This is a genomic window from Pseudomonas sp. 05N36 (assembly GCF_056397385.1).
Window position 1 is genome coordinate 16,558 of the sequence record NZ_JBFTNH010000034.1, and the last position, 24,289, is coordinate 40,846.

General features: G+C 58.7%; 22 protein-coding genes and 1 rRNA gene. 13 read left to right on the plus strand and 10 right to left on the minus strand.

Annotated elements, in window-relative coordinates; genetic code table 11:
* Positions 1 to 82: 82 nt before the first annotated feature.
* The 5 genes from AC1DIH_RS27395 to AC1DIH_RS27415 all read right to left on the minus strand — a co-directional run bounded on the left by AC1DIH_RS27395 (position 83) and on the right by AC1DIH_RS27415 (position 6,132).
* Positions 83 to 550, minus strand: coding sequence for a GNAT family N-acetyltransferase (locus AC1DIH_RS27395; protein ID WP_477773982.1), 468 nt, complete (start codon positions 548 to 550; stop codon positions 83 to 85).
* Positions 551 to 837: 287 nt separating this feature from the next.
* Positions 838 to 1,386 carry a cupin domain-containing protein gene (locus AC1DIH_RS27400; protein WP_019689637.1) on the minus strand — a complete coding sequence of 183 codons (549 nt, stop codon included), beginning with the start codon at positions 1,384 to 1,386 and terminating at the stop codon, positions 838 to 840.
* Between the two features lie 441 nt (positions 1,387 to 1,827).
* Entirely contained in the window at positions 1,828 to 3,108 is a 1,281-nt protein-coding gene (locus AC1DIH_RS27405) for an NAD(P)/FAD-dependent oxidoreductase (RefSeq protein ID WP_477773983.1), read from the minus strand.
* Between the two features lie 55 nt (positions 3,109 to 3,163).
* Positions 3,164 to 4,654 (minus strand): aldehyde dehydrogenase, encoded by a 1,491-nt coding sequence (locus tag AC1DIH_RS27410; RefSeq protein WP_477773984.1) that lies wholly within the window; start codon positions 4,652 to 4,654, stop codon positions 3,164 to 3,166.
* A gap of 59 nt (positions 4,655 to 4,713) precedes the next feature.
* Positions 4,714 to 6,132 carry a glutamine synthetase family protein gene (locus AC1DIH_RS27415; RefSeq protein ID WP_477773985.1) on the minus strand — a complete coding sequence of 473 codons (1,419 nt, stop codon included), beginning with the start codon at positions 6,130 to 6,132 and terminating at the stop codon, positions 4,714 to 4,716.
* A gap of 281 nt (positions 6,133 to 6,413) precedes the next feature.
* Between AC1DIH_RS27415 and AC1DIH_RS27420 the strand changes: the two genes are divergently transcribed.
* From AC1DIH_RS27420 to AC1DIH_RS27435, 4 genes are all read left to right on the plus strand, one after another.
* Positions 6,414 to 7,175, plus strand: coding sequence for a gamma-glutamyl-gamma-aminobutyrate hydrolase family protein (locus tag AC1DIH_RS27420; protein WP_477773986.1), 762 nt, complete (start codon positions 6,414 to 6,416; stop codon positions 7,173 to 7,175).
* A 275-nt stretch (positions 7,176 to 7,450) separates the two neighbouring features.
* The gene (gene potA / locus AC1DIH_RS27425; RefSeq protein WP_477773987.1) at positions 7,451 to 8,593 is read left to right on the plus strand and encodes a polyamine ABC transporter ATP-binding protein; all 1,143 of its coding nucleotides are present in this window, start codon (positions 7,451 to 7,453) and stop codon (positions 8,591 to 8,593) included.
* Positions 8,594 to 8,622: 29 nt separating this feature from the next.
* Positions 8,623 to 9,504 carry an ABC transporter permease subunit gene (locus tag AC1DIH_RS27430; protein ID WP_216741764.1) on the plus strand — a complete coding sequence of 294 codons (882 nt, stop codon included), beginning with the start codon at positions 8,623 to 8,625 and terminating at the stop codon, positions 9,502 to 9,504.
* Positions 9,501 to 10,400 (plus strand): ABC transporter permease subunit, encoded by a 900-nt coding sequence (locus AC1DIH_RS27435; RefSeq protein WP_477773988.1) that lies wholly within the window; start codon positions 9,501 to 9,503, stop codon positions 10,398 to 10,400. The genes AC1DIH_RS27430 and AC1DIH_RS27435 overlap by 4 nt, the downstream gene beginning before the upstream one ends.
* Positions 10,401 to 10,586: 186 nt before the next feature.
* Here the strand turns inward: AC1DIH_RS27435 and AC1DIH_RS27440 are convergent, their stop codons facing one another.
* Positions 10,587 to 11,975: an aminotransferase-like domain-containing protein gene (locus AC1DIH_RS27440; RefSeq protein ID WP_477773989.1), complete on the minus strand. Its 1,389-nt coding sequence runs from the start codon at positions 11,973 to 11,975 to the stop codon at positions 10,587 to 10,589.
* 352 nt (positions 11,976 to 12,327) lie between these two features.
* On the opposite strand from AC1DIH_RS27440, the gene AC1DIH_RS27445 reads away from it, so the two are divergent.
* On the plus strand, positions 12,328 to 13,533 hold the full coding sequence (locus AC1DIH_RS27445; RefSeq protein WP_477773990.1) for a benzoate/H(+) symporter BenE family transporter: 1,206 nt from the start codon (positions 12,328 to 12,330) through the stop codon (positions 13,531 to 13,533).
* A 36-nt stretch (positions 13,534 to 13,569) separates the two neighbouring features.
* Here AC1DIH_RS27445 and AC1DIH_RS27450 read toward each other — a convergent pair whose 3' ends face one another.
* Complete coding sequence (locus AC1DIH_RS27450) at positions 13,570 to 13,785, minus strand: TOBE domain-containing protein (RefSeq protein ID WP_054598130.1); 216 nt, start codon at positions 13,783 to 13,785, stop codon at positions 13,570 to 13,572.
* Positions 13,786 to 13,991: 206 nt separating this feature from the next.
* Between AC1DIH_RS27450 and AC1DIH_RS27455 the strand changes: the two genes are divergently transcribed.
* Positions 13,992 to 14,813: an aldo/keto reductase gene (locus tag AC1DIH_RS27455; protein WP_477773991.1), complete on the plus strand. Its 822-nt coding sequence runs from the start codon at positions 13,992 to 13,994 to the stop codon at positions 14,811 to 14,813.
* A 3-nt stretch (positions 14,814 to 14,816) separates the two neighbouring features.
* On the opposite strand, the gene AC1DIH_RS27460 is transcribed toward AC1DIH_RS27455, so the two are convergent.
* Positions 14,817 to 17,180, minus strand: a complete 2,364-nt coding sequence (locus tag AC1DIH_RS27460) for a DNA polymerase II (RefSeq protein ID WP_477773992.1) — start codon at positions 17,178 to 17,180, stop codon at positions 14,817 to 14,819.
* A 603-nt stretch (positions 17,181 to 17,783) separates the two neighbouring features.
* On the opposite strand from AC1DIH_RS27460, the gene AC1DIH_RS27465 reads away from it, so the two are divergent.
* The 6 genes from AC1DIH_RS27465 (at position 17,784) to AC1DIH_RS27490 (ending at position 22,420) form a co-directional block, all read left to right on the plus strand.
* On the plus strand, positions 17,784 to 18,113 hold the full coding sequence (locus AC1DIH_RS27465) for a hypothetical protein (RefSeq protein ID WP_427534299.1): 330 nt from the start codon (positions 17,784 to 17,786) through the stop codon (positions 18,111 to 18,113).
* Between the two features lie 213 nt (positions 18,114 to 18,326).
* Positions 18,327 to 18,767, plus strand: a complete 441-nt coding sequence (locus AC1DIH_RS27470; RefSeq protein WP_477773993.1) for a CBS domain-containing protein — start codon at positions 18,327 to 18,329, stop codon at positions 18,765 to 18,767.
* Positions 18,768 to 18,971: 204 nt separating this feature from the next.
* Positions 18,972 to 19,568, plus strand: a complete 597-nt coding sequence (locus AC1DIH_RS27475; RefSeq protein WP_477773994.1) for a paraquat-inducible protein A — start codon at positions 18,972 to 18,974, stop codon at positions 19,566 to 19,568.
* Positions 19,565 to 20,209 carry a paraquat-inducible protein A gene (locus AC1DIH_RS27480; RefSeq protein ID WP_477773995.1) on the plus strand — a complete coding sequence of 215 codons (645 nt, stop codon included), beginning with the start codon at positions 19,565 to 19,567 and terminating at the stop codon, positions 20,207 to 20,209. The genes AC1DIH_RS27475 and AC1DIH_RS27480 overlap by 4 nt, the downstream gene beginning before the upstream one ends.
* Positions 20,190 to 21,845, plus strand: a complete 1,656-nt coding sequence (locus AC1DIH_RS27485) for a PqiB family protein (protein ID WP_477773996.1) — start codon at positions 20,190 to 20,192, stop codon at positions 21,843 to 21,845. The genes AC1DIH_RS27480 and AC1DIH_RS27485 overlap by 20 nt, the downstream gene beginning before the upstream one ends.
* A 14-nt stretch (positions 21,846 to 21,859) precedes the next feature.
* Positions 21,860 to 22,420 carry a PqiC family protein gene (locus AC1DIH_RS27490; protein WP_477774001.1) on the plus strand — a complete coding sequence of 187 codons (561 nt, stop codon included), beginning with the start codon at positions 21,860 to 21,862 and terminating at the stop codon, positions 22,418 to 22,420.
* A gap of 18 nt (positions 22,421 to 22,438) precedes the next feature.
* On the opposite strand, the gene AC1DIH_RS27495 is transcribed toward AC1DIH_RS27490, so the two are convergent.
* A complete protein-coding gene (locus tag AC1DIH_RS27495) occupies positions 22,439 to 23,488 on the minus strand; it encodes a hypothetical protein (protein ID WP_477773997.1) in 1,050 nt (349 codons plus the stop codon).
* A gap of 217 nt (positions 23,489 to 23,705) precedes the next feature.
* Here AC1DIH_RS27495 and AC1DIH_RS27500 point away from each other — a divergent pair, with 217 nt between their 5' ends.
* Entirely contained in the window at positions 23,706 to 24,080 is a 375-nt protein-coding gene (locus AC1DIH_RS27500; protein ID WP_477773998.1) for a DUF2784 domain-containing protein, read from the plus strand.
* 77 nt (positions 24,081 to 24,157) lie between these two features.
* Here the strand turns inward: AC1DIH_RS27500 and rrf are convergent.
* Positions 24,158 to 24,273: ribosomal RNA gene (rrf, locus tag AC1DIH_RS27505) — 5S ribosomal RNA — on the minus strand.
* Positions 24,274 to 24,289: the final 16 nt, after the last annotated feature.

The following is a 24,289-nucleotide window of genomic DNA, read 5'->3' on the forward strand; positions in this document are numbered from 1 at the left end:
AGTTTGTCAATCGTGGCCATCTGGAATATTAAGTCCTTCGCGAGCCCCGCCCCCCGGGGGCTGCAGCCAGTTACTGCCTAGCCTACAAAAGCCCTTTCACCATCGGCACACAAGCCAGCTGAAGCCCGGAGGGTGAGTAGTAAATAGCAGGTTCATCACCCACGTAACCGCATCGCCGGTAAAAGGCGGCAGCGTTCAACGTAGCGTCCAGATTGACTTCTTTCAGGCCTAAGTTCCGTGCCAAGCATTCCAGGTGGTTCAGGATTTTCAAGCCGATGCCTTGCCGCATAAAACCCGGGAGCACAAAGATCGCGCCAATTTCGCCGCTCTCCAGATCAAGCATTCCCGTCGCCACCGGTTCCCCTTGAACACAGCCCAGATAAAAGTGTTTTTCCATCAGGTCGCTGTACCCGTCCTCGGCTGATCCTGCCGTCCAGGCCAGCATTTGCTCTGTGGAATAGGCGCCGATGCATTGATGCCGTATCGCTTGAAGCCGAATGTCGAAGGCTGTTTGGGAATCGCTTGGCGTGGCGCGTCTGATCTCGAACATTTCACTCTCCGTTAGCCATCGGTGGACGGAGAACTAAAAAGCCCCGTCCATTTCTGGCGGGGCCTTGGGTAATTACGTCAAATCCTATGAACGCATGACCTCACGACCCGCCAGAGGCGGTCATGGAGGAGCACATCATGTTCATGCGGCGTGTGTGGGTCATGGGGCGATAGTGTTTGGGATGATCCGGCGTGTCAATCTCGGAGCCGCGTTACAAAACATCCGCGTCCGACTTGGATTGTTTGAAACGTTTGGGCTCGAAAACAGCCTCCGAGGCTGCTTTCACATCAGAAGTTAGCGGGCGTATTCGCACTAATAATCTCTGCCTCATCCGCCCCGATATTCCGAAACCTGTGCGGTAACGTCGTCGGAAAGTAATACCCGTCACCAGCGTTGAGCACACTGATCTGCCCATCCACGGTCAGCTCAACCGTGCCACGGGTAACGAGCCCGCACTCCTCCCCTTCAGCATGCACAATCGGCTCTTCCCCCGAACTGGCCCCAGGCGCGTATTGCTCGCGCAACAGCCGCATCTGCCGGCTCGGCACCGACGCGCCGATCAGCAAAAGACGCAGGCCATCACGGCCCAGGTCGGGCTGCTCGTTGGCGCGGAAGACGTATTTGTGCTCTTGGGGCGGTTGATCGAAGGTGAAGAAGTCCGCCAAAGACATGGGGATGCTTTCGAGGAGCTTTTTCAGGGAGCTGACAGAAGGACTGACTCGATTCTGTTCGATCAGGGAGATGGTGGCATTGGTGACGCCGCTACGCCGGGCCAGCTCGCGCTGGGACAGTTTGTAGCTTTCGCGTACTAATTTGAGTCGAGAACCCGTATCCATGACAGCCTTATGCTAGAACGACTTAAGGGGTAATGGGGGTGGATGGCGGGCGACTTTTGGCCGCGAAGAACACCGCTTCCCTGTCCCTGAACCGTGAAAGTCGGGTATTAAATCACGTTTGTTGGTGTTGCTCAGCAGGTTCGATAAATGGTTGGGTAAAAAGGCTGTTGAGCCTGATCTCACTCAGTTTAGATGGGCAAATTGTGGGAGCGAGCCTGCTCGCGATGGCGGTGTGTCAGGCGGCATCAATGTTGATTGTGCCGACCTCATCGCGAGCAGGCTCGCTCCCACAGTTTGGTCCCGGTCGCCCACGGATTTTGTGTCCGCCATCAATCTCCTGTGGGAGCGAGCCTGCTCGCGATGGCGGTGTGTCAGGCGGCATCAATGCTGACTGTGCCGGCCTCATCGCGAGCAGGCTCGCTCCCACAGGGATTGTGGCGTTTAGATGCCGAAACGGTCACGCAGTGCGTAGTACGCGGCGCCCATGGCGGTGAGCGGGGCCTGGAAGGTGCGACCGCCGAACATGGGCATGTGCGGCAGGGAGGCGAATGCGTCGAAGCGTTCGGCGTCGCCGCGGATCATTTCCGAGATCAGTTTGCCGGCCAGGTGCGAACAGGTGACGCCGTGGCCACTGTAGCCCTGCATGTAGTAGGCGTTTTTCTCGATGCGGCCGAATTGCGGCATGCGTGACATGGTCAGCAGGAAGTTGCCGGTCCAGCGGTAGTCGATCTTCACGTCCTTCAATTGCGGGAAGGTCTTGAGGATTTTCGGGCGGATCAGTTGTTCGATGTCGTCCGGTTCGCGCGCGCCGTAGACCACACCGCCACCGTACAGCAAGCGGTTGTCGGCAGTCAGGCGGTAGTAGTCGAGCAGGTAGTTGCAGTCTTCGACGCAGTAGTTGTTGGCGATCAGGCTCTTGGCGACTTTGGCCGACAAGGGCTCGGTGACAACGATTTGCGAACCGCAAGGCATGCTCTTGCGGGTGACACGGCTGTCGAGGTCCTGAGGCAGATAGGCGTTGCCGGCGATCAGCAGGTATTTGGCCCGCACCACGCCTTTGGCGGTGCGCACGGTGATCGGCTCGCCGTAGGTGATTTCCACCGCCGCCGATTGCTCGTAGATCTTGCCGCCCAGGCCGATGATCGCCGCGGCTTCACCGAGGGCCAGGTTCAGCGGATGGATGTGGCCGCCCTGCATGTCCAGCAGGCCGCCGACGTAGTTGTCGCAACCCACTTCGCGCTTGATCTCAGCCGCGTCGAACATTCTCAGGTTCTTGTTGCCGTAGCGCTCCCAGCTGCTTTTCTGCTCGGCCAGGCCTTTGAGCTGCTTCTTGTTCAGCGCCGCGAAAATGCCGCCGGGCTTGTAGTCGCACTTGATGTCGTACTGCTTGATGCGCGAACGGATGATGTCCGCGCCCTCGAAGATCATGCTGCCCAGCACTTCGGCAGTCTTGTCGCCGTAACGCTCTTCGATGACATCGACGTCGCGGCTGTAGGAGTTGACCAGTTGACCGCCGTTGCGACCGCTGGCGCCGTAGCCGACCTTGGCGGCTTCGAGCACGGTAACGCTGTAGCCCGCTTCACTGAGGAACAGGGCCGAGGACAAACCGGTGTAGCCGGCGCCGATGACGCAGACATCGCACTCGACCAGCTCTTCGAGCACCGGAAAATCGATAGTCTCGTTGCGGGTCGCGGCGTAGTAGCTGTTTACATGTTTTTGCATGATTGAGTTCCCGAACGGCCGCAGGGACTTGCCTGCGACCGCCGTTGTAGAAGTGTTAGAGCTTGATCCAGGTCGCTTTGAGTTCGGTGTATTTATCGAACGCATGCAGCGATTTGTCCCGACCGTTACCCGACTGCTTGAACCCGCCGAACGGCGCGGTCATGTCGCCGCCGTCGTACTGGTTGACCCAGACGCTGCCGGCGCGCAAGCCGCGAGCGAAGGTGTGGGCCTTGCTCAGGTTGCTGGTCCAGACCCCGGCGGCCAGACCGAAGATGCTGTCGTTGGCAATCGCCAGCGCTTCCTCGGCGGTGTCGAAGGTGATCAGCGACAGCACCGGGCCGAAGATCTCTTCCCGGGCGATGGTCATGGCGTTGGTCACGCCGTCGAAAATCGCCGGTTCCACGTACAGGCCGCCGGTGTCTTCAAGGGCGCGATTGCCACCCGCAATCAGTTGGGCGCCCTGCTCTTTGCCGATGCTGATGTAGCGCAGCACGTTGTCCAGTTGGCGCTGATCGACGACCGCGCCGACGGTGGTCGCCGGGTCCAGGGCATGCCCCGGTTTCCAGGCGTGCAACGCTTCCACCAGCAGCGGGATGAACTGCTCGCGAATCGAACGCTCCACCAGCAAGCGCGAACCGGCGGTGCAGACTTCGCCCTGATTGAAGGCAATCGCACTGGCCGCAGCTTGAGCTGCCGCGCGTAAATCCGGAGCGTCGGCAAACACCACGTTCGGGCTTTTGCCACCGGCTTCCAGCCAGACGCGTTTCATGTTGCTTTGCCCGGCGTAGATCAGCAGTTGCTTGGCAATCGCCGTCGAGCCGGTGAAGGCCAGCACGTCGACGTCCATGTGCAGCGCCAGCGCCTTGCCGACGGTGTGACCGAAGCCCGGCAGGACGTTGAACACGCCTTTCGGGATGCCCGCGTCGAGCGCCAGTTCGGCGATGCGAATCGCCGTCAGCGGTGACTTTTCCGAAGGCTTGAGGATGAACGAGTTACCCGCCGCCAGGGCCGGTGCGAACTTCCAGCTGGCCATGATCAACGGGAAGTTCCACGGCACGATGGCCGCGACCACGCCTGACGGTTCACGGGTGACCAGACCCAACTGGTCGTGCGGCGTCGCCGCAACTTCGTCGTAGATCTTGTCGATCGCCTCGGCGCTCCAGCGGATCGCGTTGGCGGTCGCTGGAATGTCGATGCTCATGGCGTCGCTGATCGGCTTGCCCATGTCGAGGGTTTCCAGCAGCGCCAGCTCTTCCTGGTTCGCCAGAATCAGATCGGCGAAACGAATCAGGATGCGCTTGCGCTCCGCCGGGGCCAGTTTGGCCCAGATGCCGGACTCGAACGCCCGGCGCGCAACCTGCACCGCCACATTCGCGTCGGCTTCGTCGGTGCTGGCGACGTTCGCCAGGAAGCGGCCGTCCACCGGGCTCACGCATTCAAAGGTGTCGCGGCTGAGTGCCGAGCAGTAGTGGCCGTCAATGAATGCCCGACCTTCGATTGTCAAGGACTGGAAGCGTTGCTCCCAGTCGCTGCGAGTAATTGCCATTGAAGTGACTCAACGCAGAGGAATAAGTAATTGTCGGACCAAGGCCAACCCATTAAGGATCAGAAAAAACACCCCTTTGTGGGAGCGAGCCTGCTCGCGATAGCGGTGTGCCAGACGACATCAATATTGATTGATCCGCCGCTGGAGTTCTCGAACTCGGCCAGCTCGCTTTCCTTGCACGCCACGAACACGTCGATGTACAGCGGGTCGATGTACCTGGCCATGACTTCGCTGTCGTCCAGCTCGCGCAGTGCATCGCGCAGGTTGTTCGGCAGGCTCTGTTCGTTCTGCTCGTAGCTGTTGCCTTCGACCGGTGCCCCCGGCTCGATTTCGTTGGTCAGGCCGTGGTGAATACCGGCCAGCACCGACGCCATCAGCAAGTACGGGTTGGCGTCAGCGCCAGCCACGCGGTGCTCGATCCGCACGGCGTCTGCAGAACCGGTTGGCACACGGACCGCAACGGTGCGGTTGTCGATGCCCCAGCTCGGCGAGTTCGGCACGTAGAACTGTGCGCCGAAACGGCGGTACGAGTTGACGTTCGGGCAAAGGAAGGCCATCTGCGCCGGCAGGGTCTCGAGCACACCGCCGATCGCGTGACGCAGTGCGGCGTTCTGCTCGGGATCCTCGCTGGCAAAGATGTTGTTGCCTTCTTTGTCGAGAATCGAAATGTGCACGTGCAGACCGTTGCCCGCCTGGCCCGGATACGGCTTGGCCATGAAGGTGGTGTCCATTTCATGGTCGTAGGCGATGTTCTTCACCAGACGCTTGAGCAGCACCGCGTAGTCGCAGGCCTTGATCGGGTCGGAGACGTGGTGCAGGTTCACTTCGAACTGTGCCGGGGCGCTTTCCTTGACGATGGCGTCAGCCGGGATGCCCTGCTCTTTCGCGCCTTCCAGGATGTCTTGCAGGCAATCGACGTATTCGTCGAGGTCGTCGATCAGGTACACCTGGGTCGACATCGGACGCTTGCCGGAAACCGGCGAACGTGGCGACTGCGGACGACCGTTCACGTTGTCCTGGTCGATCAGGTAGAACTCGAGTTCGAACGCGGCGCAGATGGTCAGGCCCATGTCATCGAACTTGCGCACCACATTGGCCAGCACTTCACGCGGGTCGGCAAAGAACGGCTCGCCTTCGAGTTCGTGCATGGTCATCAACAGTTGCGCGGTGGGGCGCTTCTGCCAAGGCTCGATGCTCAGGGTACCGGGAATCGGGTAGCAGATTCGGTCGGAGTCGCCGATGTCCAGGCCCAGGCCGGTGCTTTCCACCGTGGAACCGTTGATGTCCAGAGCGAACAGGGACGCCGGCAGGTTAATGCCTTTTTCGTAAACCTTATGAAGACTGGTGCGCTCGATGCGCTTGCCGCGCACCACACCGTTCATATCCGCAATCAGAAGGTCGACGTACAAAACCTCAGGATATTTCTTAAGGAATGCGTTTGCTTCGTTGAGTTGAACGGCACGCAGAGGGACCGACATGATGCACCTATTAGCTGTTAATTATTATGTTCACTGCACTTTCGAGAGCCCAGTCAATCCGAAAGGCAAAGTGAAGTCAATAGCGAACGAAGCGCCTTTCACGTTGAATTTATTGGCCGCGTCGGCCACTCATCGGCCACTTTGCTGCCTGAAACCCGCGCCAACTCGGATTCCCAGCCGCTTTTCCGTTTAGAATTTTTTACATGAGAGTTGTTAATTAAAATCAACGAGGCTAAGCTCCGGAAAAGCTCGTTCAAGTGTGAAACTTCGAGGTGATAAAAATGGCACTCAAGCCATTGATCGGCGTTACTGCGTGCGTCAAACAGATTGGCCTGCACCCCTACCACGTCAGCGGCGACAAGTACTTGCGTGCTGTCAGCGTCGCGGCCCTGGGGATGCCGGTGGTCATTCCTTCCTTAGGTGAACTAACCGAGATTGATGAGCTGCTCGCGCATCTCGACGGTTTGTTGCTGACCGGTTCGCCGTCGAATGTGGAGCCCTTCCACTATCAAGGCCCCGCCAGCGCACCCGGCACGGATCACGATCCTGCCCGGGACAGCACCACCCTTCCCTTATTGCGTGCAGCGATTGCCGCCGGTGTTCCGGTGCTCGGTATCTGTCGCGGTTTTCAGGAAATGAACGTGGCGTTCGGTGGCAGCCTGCATCAGAAGGTCCACGAACTGCCCGGCATGCTTGATCACCGGGAAGCGGATCATCCGGACCTGGCGGTGCAGTACGCACCGGCTCATGCGGTCAGCGTGCAACCGGGCGGTGTGTTCCAAGCGCTGGAATTGCCGCCGGTGTTCCAGGTCAATTCGATTCACAGCCAAGGCATCGACCGACTTGCCCCCGGCCTGCGCGCCGAAGCCATCGCTCCCGACGGCTTGATTGAGGCGATCTCTGTCGAGCACAGCAAGGCCTTCGCCCTCGGCGTGCAATGGCACCCGGAATGGCAGGTCCCGGCCAATCCTCCCTACTTGAGTATTTTCCAGGCGTTTGGCGACGCGTGCCGACAACGGGCGGCGCTGCGTAATACCCGCTGACTTGACACTCGATTAATCCATTGACTGCCCACGTGAGTCGGGCGGACGCGCCCTTGCGCACCCGTGACTCACGAAAAAGACAAACCGCAATAACAACAAGTACGACCAGGCAGCCAGGACGGCGGCGCCGAATTGACCCAAGCCGGACGATACCCAGTAAGCGCTCCCACAAGGGATCACCGCTGAACTGACTGGCATCGCCCGGTACGGGTTCGCAATCAACTATTAAGTCAGGCCGTATTGGCCCGACGACTGACACCTGTTGGGAGTTTCACATGGCAAACGCCTCCAGCATTTACAGGAAGGCTCTGGAAGGTCATCAGCAACCGAAAAAGGTTCTGGTGAGAGTCGACCGCGTAACCAAGAAATTTGACGAAACCATTGCCGTAGACGATGTGTCCCTGGACATCCACCAAGGCGAAATCTTCGCCATGCTGGGCGGTTCGGGTTCCGGCAAATCGACACTCCTGCGCATGCTGGCAGGCTTTGAGCGACCGACCGAAGGGCGGATCTACCTCGATGGCGTGGACATCACCGATATGCCGCCGTACGAGCGGCCGATCAACATGATGTTCCAGTCCTACGCGCTGTTCCCGCACATGACCGTGGCGCAGAACATTGCCTTCGGCCTGAAGCAGGACCGCCTGCCTGCCAGTGAAATCGAAGCCCGCGTCGAAGAAATGCTCAAGCTGGTGCACATGACCCAGTACGCCAAGCGCAAGCCGCATCAGCTCTCCGGTGGTCAGCGCCAGCGTGTGGCACTGGCTCGTTCGCTGGCCAAACGCCCGAAACTGCTGCTGCTCGATGAGCCGATGGGTGCACTGGATAAAAAGCTGCGCTCGCAGATGCAACTCGAACTGGTGGAAATCATCGAGCGCGTCGGTGTGACCTGTGTGATGGTGACCCACGACCAGGAAGAGGCCATGACCATGGCCCAACGCATTGCGATCATGCACCTGGGCTGGATCGCCCAGATCGGTAGCCCGGTCGACATCTATGAAGCGCCGGTCAGCCGCATGGTCTGCGAATTCATCGGCAACGTGAACGCTTTCGACGGCACCGTTGTAGAAGACCTGGAAGGTCACGCGATCATTCACAGCCCGGACCTGGAACAGAAGATCTACGTCGGTCACGGCGTGAGCACGTCGGTGCAGGACAAGTCGATCACCTACGCCATCCGCCCGGAAAAAATGCTGGTCAGCACCGTCAAACCCGAGACCCGTTACAACTGGTCCCAGGGGAAGGTGCATGACATCGCTTACCTCGGCGGGCACTCGGTGTTTTACGTGGAGCTGCCTGGCGGCAAGATCGTGCAGTCGTTCATGGCCAACGCCGAACGCCGTGGCACACGCCCGACGTGGGACGATCAGGTCTACGTCTGGTGGGAAGACGACAGCGGCGTGGTACTGCGCGCATGAACACTCTCACTCAGCAGTTTCAGCGGTTTTTGCCGAGCGGCCGTAAAGTCGTGATCGGTATTCCATTCCTGTGGCTGTGCCTGTTCTTCATGCTGCCGTTTTTCCTGGTGATGAAGATCAGTTTTTCCGAAGCAGCCCTGGCCATTCCACCCTACTCCGAGATCTACAGCTTCGCCGAACAGAAATTCCAGCTGCTGTTGAACCTCGGCAACTACGCCATGCTGGGCGACGATGAGCTGTACATCTCGGCTTATCTGGGCTCGTTGAAAATGGCCGCCCTCAGCACAGCGATGTGCCTGGTGATCGGTTTCCCGATGGCCTACGCCATTTCCAAGGCCAGCAAGGAAGCGCAGAACGTCTTGCTGCTGCTGATCATGATGCCGACCTGGACCGCCATCCTGATCCGCGTTTACGCCTGGATGGGCATCCTCAGCAACAACGGTTTGCTCAATGCCTTCCTGCTCTGGACCGGGCTGATCTCAGAGCCGATAGAAGTCCTCAACACCAACACTGCGGTCTACATCGGCGTGGTGTATGCGTACCTGCCGTTCATGGTGCTGCCGCTGTACGCCAACCTCGTCAAGCATGACGGCAGTCTGCTGGAGGCCGCATCGGACCTGGGCTCAAGCAACTTCAACAACTTCTGGAAAATCACCGTCCCGCTGGCCAGGAACGGCATCATCGCCGGCTGCATGCTGGTGTTCATTCCAGTGGTCGGCGAGTTCGTGATTCCGGAACTGCTCGGTGGCCCGGAAACCCTGATGATCGGTCGCGTGCTGTGGCAGGAGTTCTTCAACAACCGTGACTGGCCGGTGGCGTCCGCGTTGGCGGTGGTGATGCTGGCGATCCTGATTGTGCCGATCATCCTGTTCAACCGCAGCCAAGCCAAAGAGATGGAGGGACGGGCATGAACCGTTTCGGATTTTCAAGAATGATGCTGGTGCTCGGCCTGCTGTTCATTTACATGCCGATGCTGATTCTGGTGATCTACTCGTTCAACGCCTCGAAACTGGTGACGGTCTGGGGCGGCTGGTCGGTGAAGTGGTACGTCGGCCTGCTGGACAACACCCAGCTGATGGGCTCGGTAGTGCGTTCGCTGGAAATCGCCTGCTACACCGCGATTGCCGCCGTAGCGCTAGGCACGCTGGCGGCTTTCGTGCTGACCCGCGTCACCCGCTTCAAGGGCCGCACACTGTTCGGCGGGCTGGTCACCGCGCCGTTGGTGATGCCGGAAGTGATCACCGGCCTGTCGCTGTTGCTGCTGTTCGTGGCGATGGCGCAGATGATTGGCTGGCCGCAGGAACGTGGCATCGTCACCATCTGGATCGCCCACACCACGTTCTGCGCCGCGTATGTGGCGGTGGTCGTATCGGCACGCTTGCGTGAGCTGGACCTGTCCATCGAAGAGGCGGCCATGGACCTCGGTGCCCGGCCATTGAAGGTGTTCTTCCTGATCACCATTCCGATGATCGCGCCGTCGCTGGCCGCCGGCGGCATGATGTCGTTCGCCCTGTCGCTGGACGATCTGGTGCTGGCGAGCTTCGTCTCCGGCCCGGGTTCGACCACCCTGCCGATGGAAGTGTTCTCGGCTGTGCGTCTGGGCGTGAAACCCGAGATCAACGCGGTGGCCAGCCTGATTCTGCTGGCGGTATCGATCGTGACCTTCATGGTCTGGTACTTCAGCCGCAAGGCCGAAGCCACTCGCAAGCGTGCGATCCAGGAAGCCATGGATCAGACCGCGAGCGAATCCTGGAAGCAACCGGCTTCACAACGACCTGCTACCGAACAGATCGGAGCGACGGCTTAACGCCGTCGCGTTTCATCGCGACAGCACTGAATAGATAACGGCACGCCTTCGGGCGCACCACGCAATTCCGTTCACGCAGCGCCTTACCACCGCCGCAGTTACACGAACGGCCTCACCTGGCTCCTCGGTTAAGGTGATTTTGGGCGCCCTCGGGCGCCCTTTTTGCTTCCAGCCACCCTCGTGACCTCAGTAGTAACGTCGCGGGTCGGAATCGATCAGGCTGGTCAGCTTGGTCAGGGCGAAGCGCAATTCGTCCTGACTGGTAGGCGACATCAGTACCAGCCGCACGCAGCGGGTAATCCCGGAGCGTTCAGCCTGAAATTGCGTGCCACTGAGCACCAGCACCCCGTGGGTCCGAGCCAGCATGGTGAACTCGTCGCTGGTCCACGGCTCAGGCAGCGTCAACCAGACGTGGTAGGAATACGGCTGGGTCTTGAGTTCGAAATTGGCAAAGATTTCCCGGGCAATCGCTTGCCGCCCGGCGGCTTCGTTGCGCTGGATGCGGATCAGTTTTTTGTCGAGGCCTTCGGCGATCACATTGCTGGCCAATTGCGCAGTCAGCGGCGATGGCATCCAGACGCTGCTGCGCACCATCGAGGTCAGGCGCGAGAGCAATTTGGGCGGGCTATAGAGATAGCCGATGCGTAGCGCCGGCATGACCGATTTCGACAGACTGGTCAGGTACACCGAACGATCCGGTGCAAACGCCGACAACGGCTTGATCGACGGGTCGGTGGCGAGGAAGCCGTAGATGTCATCATCCAGGATGATGAAGTCGAACTCTTCAGCCAGCGCCGCGATTTGTGCTCGGCGTTTTTGCGACATGATCGCCGCCGTCGGGTTCTGGCAGGTCGCGACGCAAACCAGCATCGCCGGCTTCTCGCGCAGGCACAGTTCGCGCAGCGCTTCGGGAATGATCCCTTCATCGTCCATCGGCACGCCACGCAAGCGGCGCTCAAGACCATGGGCCAGGGAAATGATGCCGGGGTAGCAAAGCTCTTCGCAGAGCACCAGGTCACCAGCGTTGGTCAGGGCACTCATCGCGACCATCAAGCCATGCTGGGCACCGGCGGTGATCACCACTTGCTGCCATTGCGCATCGGGCAATGAATGGCGCAACCACTGCGCACCCGCCTCGCGATGAGCCGGGTGACCGCCGTCCGGCGCGTAATCCAGGGTACGGGCGAAATCGGTGCTCTTGGCCATGCCCACCAACGCGCCGCGCAACCAGTATTCCAGGGTTTCGCTGTTGGGCTTGATGATCGACAGATCGAGTAATTCGGGTTGCCCCAGGTTCAGCGGCGCGGCGCTATTGCTGGCAGGCAGTTCCAATTGCTTTTGATTGAGCACATAAGTGCCCCGCCCTACTTCCCCCTGCACCAGACGACGTCGATGGGCTTCGCTGTAGGCCCGACTGATAGTGCCCGGCGTGACATTCAGGGTGGTAGCCAGCTCCCGCAGGGTCGGCAGGCGATCACCCTCCCTCAACACGCCGCTGCTGATATCGCGCGCCAATGCATCGGCAATCGACAAATACATCGGCTGGCTGAACTCGCTTAGCTGCGGAACCCACATGAATGTTCACTGCCCATCGTAGAAATGATGAATGTCCGAGCATATCACATGGAGGTTAGGCAATTAATAAATCGACCCAATCGATAAATTGAGTCGATTGATTCAACAACTTAGCCGATACACAGCGCGACACCACGATATTTTTACAAGAACTAATAAGCTTATAAATCAAATAATTAAACGCCAATCAGCCAAAAAAACAGGCACCGAGAGCAAAAAAACTCTCGTAACAATCTTGCCTGCTATTGAGTCAACTCAATTCATTCAAATACACTCATATCGAATCGAATCAATCAACTCAATCCTCCCCACCTGATCACTGCGCGACTCTGCCGCGCCAAATCGAGACATCATGGACACACTCAGAAAGGATCTATCCCTGTCAGCGGTCATTGCGGGCTTCATCGCGGTGATCATTTCCTATGCCGGCCCTTTGATCATCGTGTTTCAGGCAGCCAAGGAAGCCCATCTGCCCAGCGACGTGGTGTCTTCGTGGATCTGGGCCATCTCCATCGGCAGCGGCATTACCGGCCTGTTCCTGAGCTGGCGCCTGCGGATTCCGGTGATCACGGCATGGTCGACGCCGGGCGCGGCATTGCTGGTATCGATGTTGCCCACCGTTACCCTGCCCCAAGCTATCGGCGCCTATGTCGTGGCGTCGGTGATTATCGCCGTGGTCGGTTTGTCCGGGGCGTTCGACAAACTGATGAGTCGCCTGCCCAAAGCCATCGCTGCCGCCATGCTCGCGGGTATTCTGTTTCGCTTCGGCGCAGAGCTGTTCACCTCGATCAAGCTGCAACCGGCACTGGTGCTGGCGATGATCGCAACCTACCTGATCTTCAAACGCTTTTCGCCGCGCTACGCGATTCTCTCGGTGCTGATTATCGGTTGCGCCGTGGCCGCCTCGTTCGGTGAACTCAACAGCAGCTCGATCACCATCGCCGTAGCCCACCCGGTCTTCATCGCCCCCGAGTGGAGCTGGCATGCAATCATCAACATCGGTCTGCCACTGGCCTTGGTGACCCTGACCGGCCAGCACGTTCCCGGCATGGCGGTGTTGCGCACCTCGGGCTACAACACCCCGGCGCGCTCGATCATTTCGGTCACCGCGATTGGCTCGATTCTGATGGCCCCGTTCGGCTCCCACGGCTTTAACCTGGCAGCGATTACGGCGGCGATCTGCACCGGCCGCGAAGCCCACGAAGACCGTGACAAACGCTACATCGCCGGGATTGCCTGCGGGGTGTTCTACATTCTGATGGGCACCTTCGGCGCGACCCTGGCCTCGGTGTTTTCCGCCCTGCCTAAAGAGTTGATCGCCTCCCTCGCCGGCCTGGCCTTGTTCGGTGCAATCAGCGCCGGGTTGACCGGCGCCATGGCGGACGAGAAGCAACGTGAAGCGGCGCTGATCACCTTTCTGGTCACCGCCTCGGGCATGAGTTTCCTCGGTTTGGCCGCCGCCTTCTGGGGTTTGATCTTCGGCCTCGTGGCGCATTTCGTACTGACTTACACCCGGGAAAGCAAAGCCGCCGTCATCGCCGAGGGCAGCCGACCATGACGGCTCTGTGAGAGAACGTGACGCCGGGCTCTCGCGTCAGAGCTTGGCGATCGACACCTCGGTGGATTTGACGAACGCGATGACCTCGCTCCCCACCACCAACTCGAGATCGCGAATCGAACGCGTGGTAATCACCGACGTGACAATCCCGGAAGCGGTTTGCACATCGACTTCAGAGACCACCGGCCCTTCCAGGATTTCCTTGACGATGCCTTTGAACTGATTGCGGACGTTGATTGCTTTGATGGTCATGACTAGGCTTCCTGTCGAATTGGGCTACGTGAGCACTGCTGTGCGAGACCCTAAAATGCACTTGATTGAACATGGAGCAAAGGAATAAATAACTAGATATTTATTCCTTTTAAATATATGCAATGGATGGCGTCGAGTGTGCAATAGAACCTCTTGGCTTCGCTGCGGCCCAATTTCTACTCATCAAGTCTCGTTTGGAGGTTGTGATGCGAACGCTTGAACTGGCTGGGGTGCCCGTCCCTGTCATTGGTCAGGGCACCTGGCGCATGGGTGAAGACCCACAACAACGAACCCGTGAAATCGCCGCATTGCGCACCGGCATCGAGCTGGGAATGACCCTGATCGACACCGCAGAAATGTATGCCGAGGGCGGCGCAGAGGAAGTGGTTGGCAAAGCCATTACCGGTGTTCGCGATCAGGTGTTTCTGGTCAGCAAGGTCTACCCGCACAACGCCAGCCAACGCGGTATTCCTCAAGCCTGCGAACGCAGTTTGCGCCGTTTGGGAACCGACTACATCGATCTGTATCTGCTGCACTGGCGCGGCCAGTTCCCGCTCGCAGAGACCGTCGATGCTTTCGAACGCCTGCGCGACGACGGCAAGATTGGCCGTTGGGGCGTGTCCAATTTCGATCTGGCGGACCTGCATGAACTGGGCCCAGGAACCTGCGCGACCAATCAGGTGCTCTACAACCTCGAGGAGCGCGGCATCGAATTCGACCTGCTGCCCTGGTGCCAGCAACAGCGCATGCCGTTAATGGCTTATTGTCCGATTGCCCAGGCCGGGGGGCTTCTGGTCGAGCCGACACTGAAGCAGATCGCTGCACGCCATAACGTCACTGCGGCCCAGGTGTCACTGGCCTGGATTCTGCGTCAGGACGGCGTGATTGCCATCCCCAAAGCGATGCATCCAGAACACCTGGAGTTGAACGCTGCCGCCGCTGATCTGAAGCTCGATGCTGAAGATCTTCAGGCATTGGATCGAGCGTTTGGCGCGCCCACTCGCAAACATCCGCTGGCGATGGTCTGAGGCTTAGAACAAGCCCAATTGCCCGCCAATCAGCGTGCTGAAATCATCATCGACAAACGGCAGTATCGCGTCGGCCACCGGCTGCAGCTGGCGGCTGACGTAATGGTCGTAGTCAATCGGCGCGCTGCGGGTTTCCAGCGGTTCGGGGCCCGCCACCGTGATCACGTAACTGATCCAGCCGCCGCGTTGATACTGCAGTGGCCGGCCCAGTCGATCGTTGTATTCGTCGGCCAGGCGTGCGGCGCGCACATGGGGCGGTACGTTGCGTTGATAGTCGTCCAATGGCCGGCGCAGGCGCTTGCGATAGATCAGCAAGTCATCGTGCTCACCGGCCAGCGTCGCCCGGACAAACTCGCGAACATAATCCTGATAAGGCCGACGGTGAAAGATCCGCAGGTAGAGTTCCTGCTGAAATTGCCGAGCCAGCGGCGACCAGTCGGTGCGTACGGTTTCCAGGCCTTTGTAGACCATTTCGTCAGTGCCGTCGGCACGTGTCACCAGCCCGGCATAGCGCTTCTTGCTGCCCTCTTCCGCGCCGCGAATGGTCGGCATCAGAAATCGTCGAAAGTGCGTTTCAAATTGCAGCTCGAGCACGCTGTGCAACCCGAACTCCTTGAGCAAATGATCGCGCCACCAGTGGTTGACGTATTCGACCAGAGACCGGCCGATCTGCGCCGCTTCTTCCTGACCATGAGCACGCCGCAGCCAGACGAAGGTCGAGTCGGTGTCGCCATAAATCACCGCGTGCCCTTGCGCCTCGATCAGTTGGCGAGTCCTGAGCATGATCTCGTGCCCGCGCAAGGTGATCGATGACGCCAGGCGCGTATCGAAAAACCGGCAGCCACTGGAACCAAGTACGCCATAGAACGCGTTCATGATGATTTTCAGGGCCTGGGAAAGCGGTGCATTGTGCTCGCGCTTGGCAACTTCCCGGCCTTCCGATACACGAGCGACAATCGCTGGCAGGCAATGCCGCGTCCGCGAGAAACGCGCACCGCGAAAGCCCGGTACCGACTCGCTGTCGTCGGGGTGGCGCAAGCCCTCCACCAGCCCCACCGGGTCGATCAAAAAGGTCCGGATGATCGACGGGTACAGGCTCTTGTAATCGAGCACCAACACCGACTCGTACAACCCCGGCTGCGAGTCCATGACAAACCCGCCGGGACTGGCCTGCGGAGGACGCTCGCCGAGGTTCGGCGCGACAAAGCCCTGACGGTGCATCAACGGCATGTAGAGGTGAGTGAACGCGGCCACCGAACCGCCGCTGCGATCAGCCGGTAAACCGGTGACGCTGGCGCGCTCGAGCAAGAAGGTCAGCAGTTCGGTCTTGTGGAAGATCCGCGTGACCAGCTCGCAGTCCTTGAGGTTGTAGCGCGCCAGTGCGGGCTTGTCCTCGGCGAACATGCGGTTGATTTCGTCCATGCGCTGGTACGGATTGTCGATCGATTTGCCTTCACCCAGCAGTGTCTGCGCAACGTTTTCCAGGCTGAATGAAGGGAAACTCCAGGTCGCCGAGCGCAGCGACTCGATGCCATCGATGATCAGCCGGCCAGCGGCGGCAGCAAAGAAGTGATTGTTGCCCGAACCGTGTTCGCGCCACTGCATCTCCTCGCCGCCACGCCCCAAACGCAACAGCACGGCCAGCCGCCGGGCATGCTCGTGCAGCACGCGCAGGTCGAATTGCACCAGGTTCCAGCCGATGATTGCGTCGGGATCGTGGAGCGCAAACCACTCGTTGAGTTTTTTCAGCAACAGGGTCCGGGAGTCGCAGTACTCAAGCGCAAAATCCACCAACGAGTCATCACCATTTGGCGCCCCGAGCATRTAGACCTGSCGCTGRCCRCAGCCTTCCAGYGCAATCGAATACAGCTCGCCWTGSKCGGTGGTTTCGATATCSAGCGARACCAGTTTCAAGTGCGGGCGATAGTCCGGTGCAGGCTTGAGATGAGCGTCGAGCAGTGTGCCGGAGTCATCCACCGTTCCCGTGAACGACACCGACGCGGTGATGAAGCGCTCCATCAGGTAGCGTTCCGGCGGACGGATATCCGCCTCAAACACATCGACACCGGCCCTGCGCAACAGCGTGTCGAGGTGCATCAACTGGCGGTGCTGCTGGCAATACAGCCCGAACACCGGCCGATGCTGAAAATCCTGCAACCCCAGCGGGCGAAGCTCGACACCTTGCTCGCCACGCAACAGCAACTCGGCCTGCTCGCGCTGCTGCTCGGGAATGAACGCCACCGACGGCTGAACCGGCAGCCGGACAAGCCTTGGGCCTTGATCGGTCGCCAACCAGAACTCGACTTGCGTGCCGGCCGGGGTATCGCGCCAATGCCGGGTCAAGACGAAGCCCTGCTGTAAATCCACCACTGCAACCTCGAAGACTATTTCACAGGGTGATTCTACGCGTCATCGGTGCTCACGGCTGCCTTTGCGTTTACCGCGCAAGTGATTGTAGGACAAGGCTCTAGGCCGACCCTGCGGGCACCACAGCGTTTTATGTAGTGATTTAAAATATTCACTACAAAACCGTTGACGAGTTGTTTTTCCCCTTGCATGATGCGGACGTCTCCCCGATCGGGAGCATTGGCAAAAGTGTTGTGAAAAAGCTCGACTGACCGCCGAGCTGCTCCCGGATGTGTACTGCCCACAAGGCAGATTGATGAAGCTGACCCAGCATGAGTGTCCAGTACAAGGACGGGAAACGCTGGCGATCAATCCTCAAGATGCTTGTGGCCGAGCTGAATAATGTCGGTAGCAACGTCCAGGTAATCGCTGTTTCTCCCCGCTGTGCCGCACGTGCGTAGCAGTTTCTCGGCAAGACTACATGCATCCTGCTCAAGGCCCTGCCGATATTCGGCAGACACCCACTGTCGCCCTGGTTTCGGTACCAGATATCAACTTACCGATGCAGAGAAGTGAACTAGCGAACCAACTAGACAGATCAAACACTGGTCAAGGGGCTTACAAATGAATCTGAACAATCAACCGACTATTGATGAACTGGCTCGGATGTTCGCAGCACACAAAGACAGCCATGACAGCCATATCCTGTGGATTGCCGAGTCTGGCCAGGTGCATATCGACTGCCTGTCGCCCCACGCTCATGAAGATGAGTTCGAAAAGAACAAGCATGACTTGCGTGCCCGATTGAAGATGTACCGTCGCGGCCAGGGTTATGTTGGCAAGAAAGCGGCCGCCGACAAAGACTTTGTCGGGCGTGTTCTCGAGACGCTGAATCAGGCGTGGAAGAGTGCGCAGGGCCAGTCCGGTGTGTGCGTGATCGATCGCTACTGCTAAGCGAGTCTGCCAGGACGCTGATAACCCGCCCGGGTTATCAGCGACTGCCAAGGGCGAAACCACACTGCTGATAGCGCAAACTCCCTTCGATGACGTTTTTAGAACCCCCAAATGCCGCTTTGCCCTCTTGCTCTGTTGGCCTGCGTCTATGATTCTGTATAAGCGTCAACGCGCTTGGCGACGCCTGATAAATACAACACCGGAGAGGCCCTCATGAAGACCGTCGCGCAACTGCTCAAGTTAAAGGCCGAACAGAACCAGCAGGTTCATACCATCAACTCGCATCAGATGGTGCTCGAAGCCCTAATGGTCATGGCCGCAAAAAACGTCGGTGCATTGCCGGTACTCGAAGACGGTCGAATTGTTGGCGTGATCAGTGAACGCGACTATGCGCGCAAACTGGTGCTCAAGGGGCGCTCCTCGGTCGGTACGCCCGTCAGCGACATCATGAACTCGCCGGTCATCACGGTGGACTCCCATCAATCCGTGCAAACCTGCATGAACATCATGACCGACAAGCACCTGCGTCATTTGCCGGTGGTGGAAAATGGTCAATTGCTGGGCTTGTTGTCCATCGGCGACCTCGTCAAGGAAGCCATTGCCGAGCAGGCCGAACTGATCAAGCAGCTGGAACAGTACATTCGCGGCGAATAACGTCTCTCGCCCATCAACCCAAACCACTGACTGCGCGCTCTCGGTCCTCAAGAACTCGCAGTTGTTGGTGATGAAAGCCACAAGCTACCAGCGCTTGCCCTCCCGTATTGCCTCAAGCCTCGCACCTTGGATTTGCTCTATCGCGAGGGACTTCTATATTCATATAACGGCCTGTAGCTTCCGACTTCCCCCTGAGCGCGAACCATGACCAGGACTGATCATTTGATCATCTGTGAACATTGCGATTGCGTGTATGAAAAAGTGGCGCTCGCCAAACATCAAACCGCCCTGTGCACGCGATGTGGCGGGGTGCTTCAGCGCTACAACGGATTATCAGTGGAGCAACGCCTGGCCTTGAGCCTGACGGCCGCCGTGCTGTGGGTTTTCGCCAACTTCTATCCGGTGATGAGCATCAGCCTCAAAGGCCTGAACAATAGCGCCACCTTATGGGACTCGGTGCTGGCGCTCAGCCAGGGGCCGATCACCTTCATGGCGATGGTCGCGGCCATCGCCATGATCATCGCGCCCATCATTCAACTGCTGTTGCTGGTCTGGGTGCTGAGTTTTGCCCTCGCGGCCAAACGCTCACCGGCATTCAGGCTGTGCATGCGCTGGCTGGAAACCCTAAGGCCCTGGAGCATGCTTGAGGTTTGCCTGCTGGGGGCGCTGGTCTCGGTGTTCAAACTTGCAGGACTGCTTGATGTGCTACCGGGCATCGGCCTGTTTGCCCTCTCGGTGCTGAGCTTGCTGCTGATCCGGATTGCCGGCCGCGATGTTCGCGACCTGTGGGACACCCTATGAACACAGCACCTGAAGCCCGCGATCTGAACCTTTGCCTGTGCCACAGCTGCGGCAACGCCTGCGACATGACCGACCAGCCATGCGAGTGCGAGCGCTGTGGCGCCCCCTTGCATGCCCGCAAAGCCAACTCATTGACCCGAACCTGGGCCTACCTGCTGGCCTCAATGGTGTTTTACATCCCGGCCAATTTGTTGCCGGTGATGAACACCAGCATGTTGGGCAGCGACTCTGAAAGCACCATCATCGGCGGCGTGCTGGAGTTCTGGGAACATGGAGCCTGGGACATTGCGCTGATCATTTTCATCGCCAGTATTGCAGTGCCGGGCATCAAGTTCGTGGCCCTCTCGCTGCTGCTGATCACGGTACAACGCGGTAGCCTCTGGGCTCGCAAAGAGCGCTCAAAACTCTACCGTTTCGTCGAGCTGATCGGCTACTGGTCGATGCTCGATGTGATTGTCGTTGCACTGGTAGCGGCGCTGGTGAAATTCCAGGCGCTGGGCGATATCGAACCCCGCCAAGGGATACTGTTCTTTGGTCTGGTGGTGGTGTTCACCATGCTCTCGGCAATGAGTTTTGACCCGCGCCTGATTTGGGAAAACCGAAAATCCGAGGAGGTCATGGATGGAGTCGCAAGCCGCTGAGGGACAGCCAGTCCCCGGCCATGCCAGTATCAAGACCCGTCGCTGGAGTATTTCGCTGGTATGGATCGTGCCGATCGTCGCAGTGCTGGTCGGGGTGTCCCTGGTGGTGCACAACATACTGCAACAAGGTCCAACCATCATTCTCAACTTCAAGACTGGCGAAGGTCTCATCGCCAACAAAACCGAGGTCAAATACCGCAACGTGGTGATCGGCCATGTCTCCGACGTCGAATTGAGCGATGACCAGAAGAGCGTCAACGCCACGGTGAAACTCGTCAAACAAGCGGAATCCTTCACCCGCGAAGACTCGAAGTTCTGGGTCGTGCGGCCACGCATTGGTGCCGGCGGCGTGTCTGGATTTGACACGTTGCTCTCGGGCGCCTTTGTCGGTGCCGACGCCGGTCGCGCCGATGCCCGCGCCAAAACCTTCATAGGTCTTGAAGCCCCGCTACCCCTCACCTTTGGTGAACCGGGCAAGCATTTCATGTTGCACACCCAGGATCTCGGTTCACTGGAAATTGGCTCTCCTGTCTATTTCCGCAAGATCCCGGTGGGGCAAGTGGTCGCCTATACCCTGGACTCCGAGGGCAAGGGGGTGGATATCCAGGTCTTCGTCAAGGCGCCAAACGACGTCCACGTCACTGAAAACACTCGCTTCTGGAACGTCAGCGGTATCGCCATCGATGTGGGCGCCAATGGCTTTGCGTTCAAAACCGAGTCACTGTCAGCCATGCTGGTGGGCGGAATTACCTTTCGCGCTCCAGACTACAGTCCCAACGACCAACCGGCGGCCGAAAACATGAGCTTCGAGTTGTTCGACAATCAACAGACCGCCCTTGCCCCACCCAACGGCAAGGCGCAATTCCTGTCGCTGCGTTTCAATCAGGCGTTGCGCGGCTTGAAGGTGGATGCCCCCGTGGAATTCCAGGGACTGGATATCGGCAAGGTGGTTGCGATCAATCTGGACTACGATGAGAAGGCCCACAGTTTTCCCATCAACGTGGGCATCGTGATCTATCCGCAACGTCTGGGCCAGGCCCATATCAAGATGCTGAAGGCCCTGAACTACAACCCCGACGACGAACAGGCGGTTAATCGACTCATGGGCAGCTTTGTCGAAAACGGTCTGCGCGCCCAGGCCCGCAGCGGCAATTTGTTGACCGGGCAACTGTACATTGCACTGGATTTCTTCCCTAAAGCCGAAAAAGTTGCCTTCGACCCCAACGCCCGGCCAATGCGGATACCCACTGTTCCTGCAAGCCTTGAGCAGTTGCAAGAGCAGTTCCAGGCAGTGATCGAAAAGATCAACAAACTGCCGATCGAGCGCATCGCCAACAACCTTGATGACAACCTGACAGAACTGCGAAAAAGCCTCAAACAAGTCAATAGCACGACACTGCCTGGTGTACAGAACACCTTGCAGGAGATGAGCAAAACCCTGCAATCGGCCAACTCGACCCTCGCCGAAGGCTCGCCACAACGCGAGCAATTGAGTGAAACCCTGGACGAACTCGGGCGCGCATCACGCTCGCTGCGTGAATTGTCAGACTACCTGACCCGTCATCCTGAATCCCTGGTGCGCGGACGCCCCAAAGGCGCCCCGGCACAAGACCTGCAGCCGTCTTCGAGCCATTGACCCAGGAGCAGCCCGTGTCTTTATCGCTGAAGTGTTCATTGCTCAGTCTGGTGGTGTTGCTCGCTGCATGTCGCAGCGATCCAATTCATTACCATACTCTGACCCCGGCCCAGCTGACCGTTGGCGCGCGGGGTGGCGCAGATATCCAGATTGAGCGGGTCACCGTGCCACCTCAGGTCGACCGCCCGCAAATCGTCATTCGTCAGGGCAACAGTGGCCTGGCAATCCTGGAAACCGAATGGTGGGGGGCCAGCCTGTCCGATGAGTTGAAAAGCGCCTTGGTCAATCAACTGTCTGGCACAACGTCTCAGCGCGATGTATCGCTGCGGGTCGACGTGCAGCGTTTTGATTCAGTCCCCGGTCAGTACGCACTCGTCGATGTGAAATGGCGCCTGAGAACTGCGGGAACCGATGCGAACAAAGTACCGCTGACCTGCCGCACAACGTTACAAACACCGGCGGGGGCGACCGTCGATGATTTGGTGGCGGCTCATCAAAACAATGTAAAACGACTGGCCGGCCTGATCAGTAAAATGGCCAGCGCGCCCCTCAACGGATGCCCAGCTGTTGAGTAGCGGAGGTAGGCTATTTTCCTACTGAAGAGCCTGACCGCCTTGCAGAGGAGACTCCAGCGGTGCAGGTTCGGGCACGAGCGGCAGGTTTTTGGCGAGGCTGCCTTCTATCTGCCCCGAAATGTAGTAGACCCCCGCCATTACCCCATTGGCCTCGTTCTCTATCAACCCAAGCCACGCTTTGTCGAACGCGTCGCCCAGGCTTTTGCGTAGCTGCACTTCAGTCTCCGCTCGATCATTCTCATTCGAGACGGCACCAATACTCGCCGTCACCACAGAAATTACGGCCCCCGCTACTCGGCCAACTGCCGCGGCAACAGCGCCGGCGGCACTGCGGGTGGCAATCTCGGCTTCGAGCTTTTCGCCGGCTCGCTTGGCCACCGACGATATACCGGCGTCCGATAACCCGGCTCCCGCACCGCTGTTAGCGCTGCGGACTCGTTCGATCAAGGCCTGATAGGCTGGCAGATTGGTAACCGGTTCGGCGTGAGCAATTTGATAGAGCGAAGCGTTGCGTGCAGGCGGAGGTGCCAGCGCAATTGCCGGAATGTCGTTGAGTCGACGGTCGAATTGATCTTGAGGTGCGCTGTAGTGCTGCTGGATCTCCACCAGATGCGCGTCGAGGGTCTGTAAATACAAGGTAATTGCATCGACCATGATCGCGTTGGGATCGGTGATCCTGGCGACGGGGTCCAGCACGCGTTCATGGTATTGCTCCTGTAGATAGACCGTTAGCCGGTTGACCACAGGATCGACTTCTCCCCCGCTGCTCATCTTGTACCAGCCCACCTTCGCAGACAGCCATTGCTGGGTCCAATAGTTGGTAAACCACGGGATGAAGTCTGTTTCAGTACGCTGGTAGACCAGCTCTCTCCAGCGCTCCATGGCGCCGCGCGTGTAACGCTTGACTACCCCTTTGGAGGCCAACGATGCGGTGTCTATGTCTTGATCAATCTGTTGCCAGGTTGCTTGCGAAATAACCACCGGCGCAGTCGGCTCGGAGGCGCGATGGACTGTGGCACATCCCGCCAACACCGCTAACAAGACAACGTGCAGGAAACGCAGATTCAAGATCGCAGTCCCCTAGAAATGACACGGCAGCGCTGACCTTTACGCTGTCCGAACGAAACGAGCAGCATTTCCAACCATGGTATTTTGAGTATAGGTGGCGAGAGACAGGACAAAAAATCACCGCGTGAATCTGTGGCTTTGCTGAAGGCGAGCAGCCTTACTTCAACAAAACCGCATATTTGGCGGCTATGGAAAACAAGTGGAGGACGGAGTCGTCATGCTTTACCGAATAGCCGCTGACGGGCTGGTACTGCTTCATCTACTGTTCATTCTGTTCGTGCTTTTCGGCGGCCTGTTAACGCTCAAGTGGCGGCACTTGATCTGGTGGCACCTGCCTGCCGCTGCGTGGGGCGTGGTCGTCGAAATCTTCCAGTTGACCTGCCCCCTGACCCGCTGGGAAAACCTCTGGCGCCAATCTGCCGGACAGGACGGTTACAGTGACAGTTTCATCGAGCACTATGTGTGGCCGTTGATATACCCGGCTGGACTGACACCGGCGATACAGCTAGGGCTGGGCTGCCTGGTGCTTCTCATCAACATGATTGTCTATGTGCATCTGGCCAGGCAGTGGAAGCTGGCGCGGGCAACCTAATCAGGTTGTCCGGGCACTATTTCGCAGGCAAAACAAAACCCCTACCTGCATACGCAGATAGGGGTTTCGGAATTTAATCTTGACGATGACCTACTCTCACATGGGGAAACCCCACACTACCATCGGCGATGCATCGTTTCACTGCTGAGTTCGGGATGGGATCAGGTGGTTCCAATGCTCTATGGTCGTCAAGAAATTCGGGTACTGAG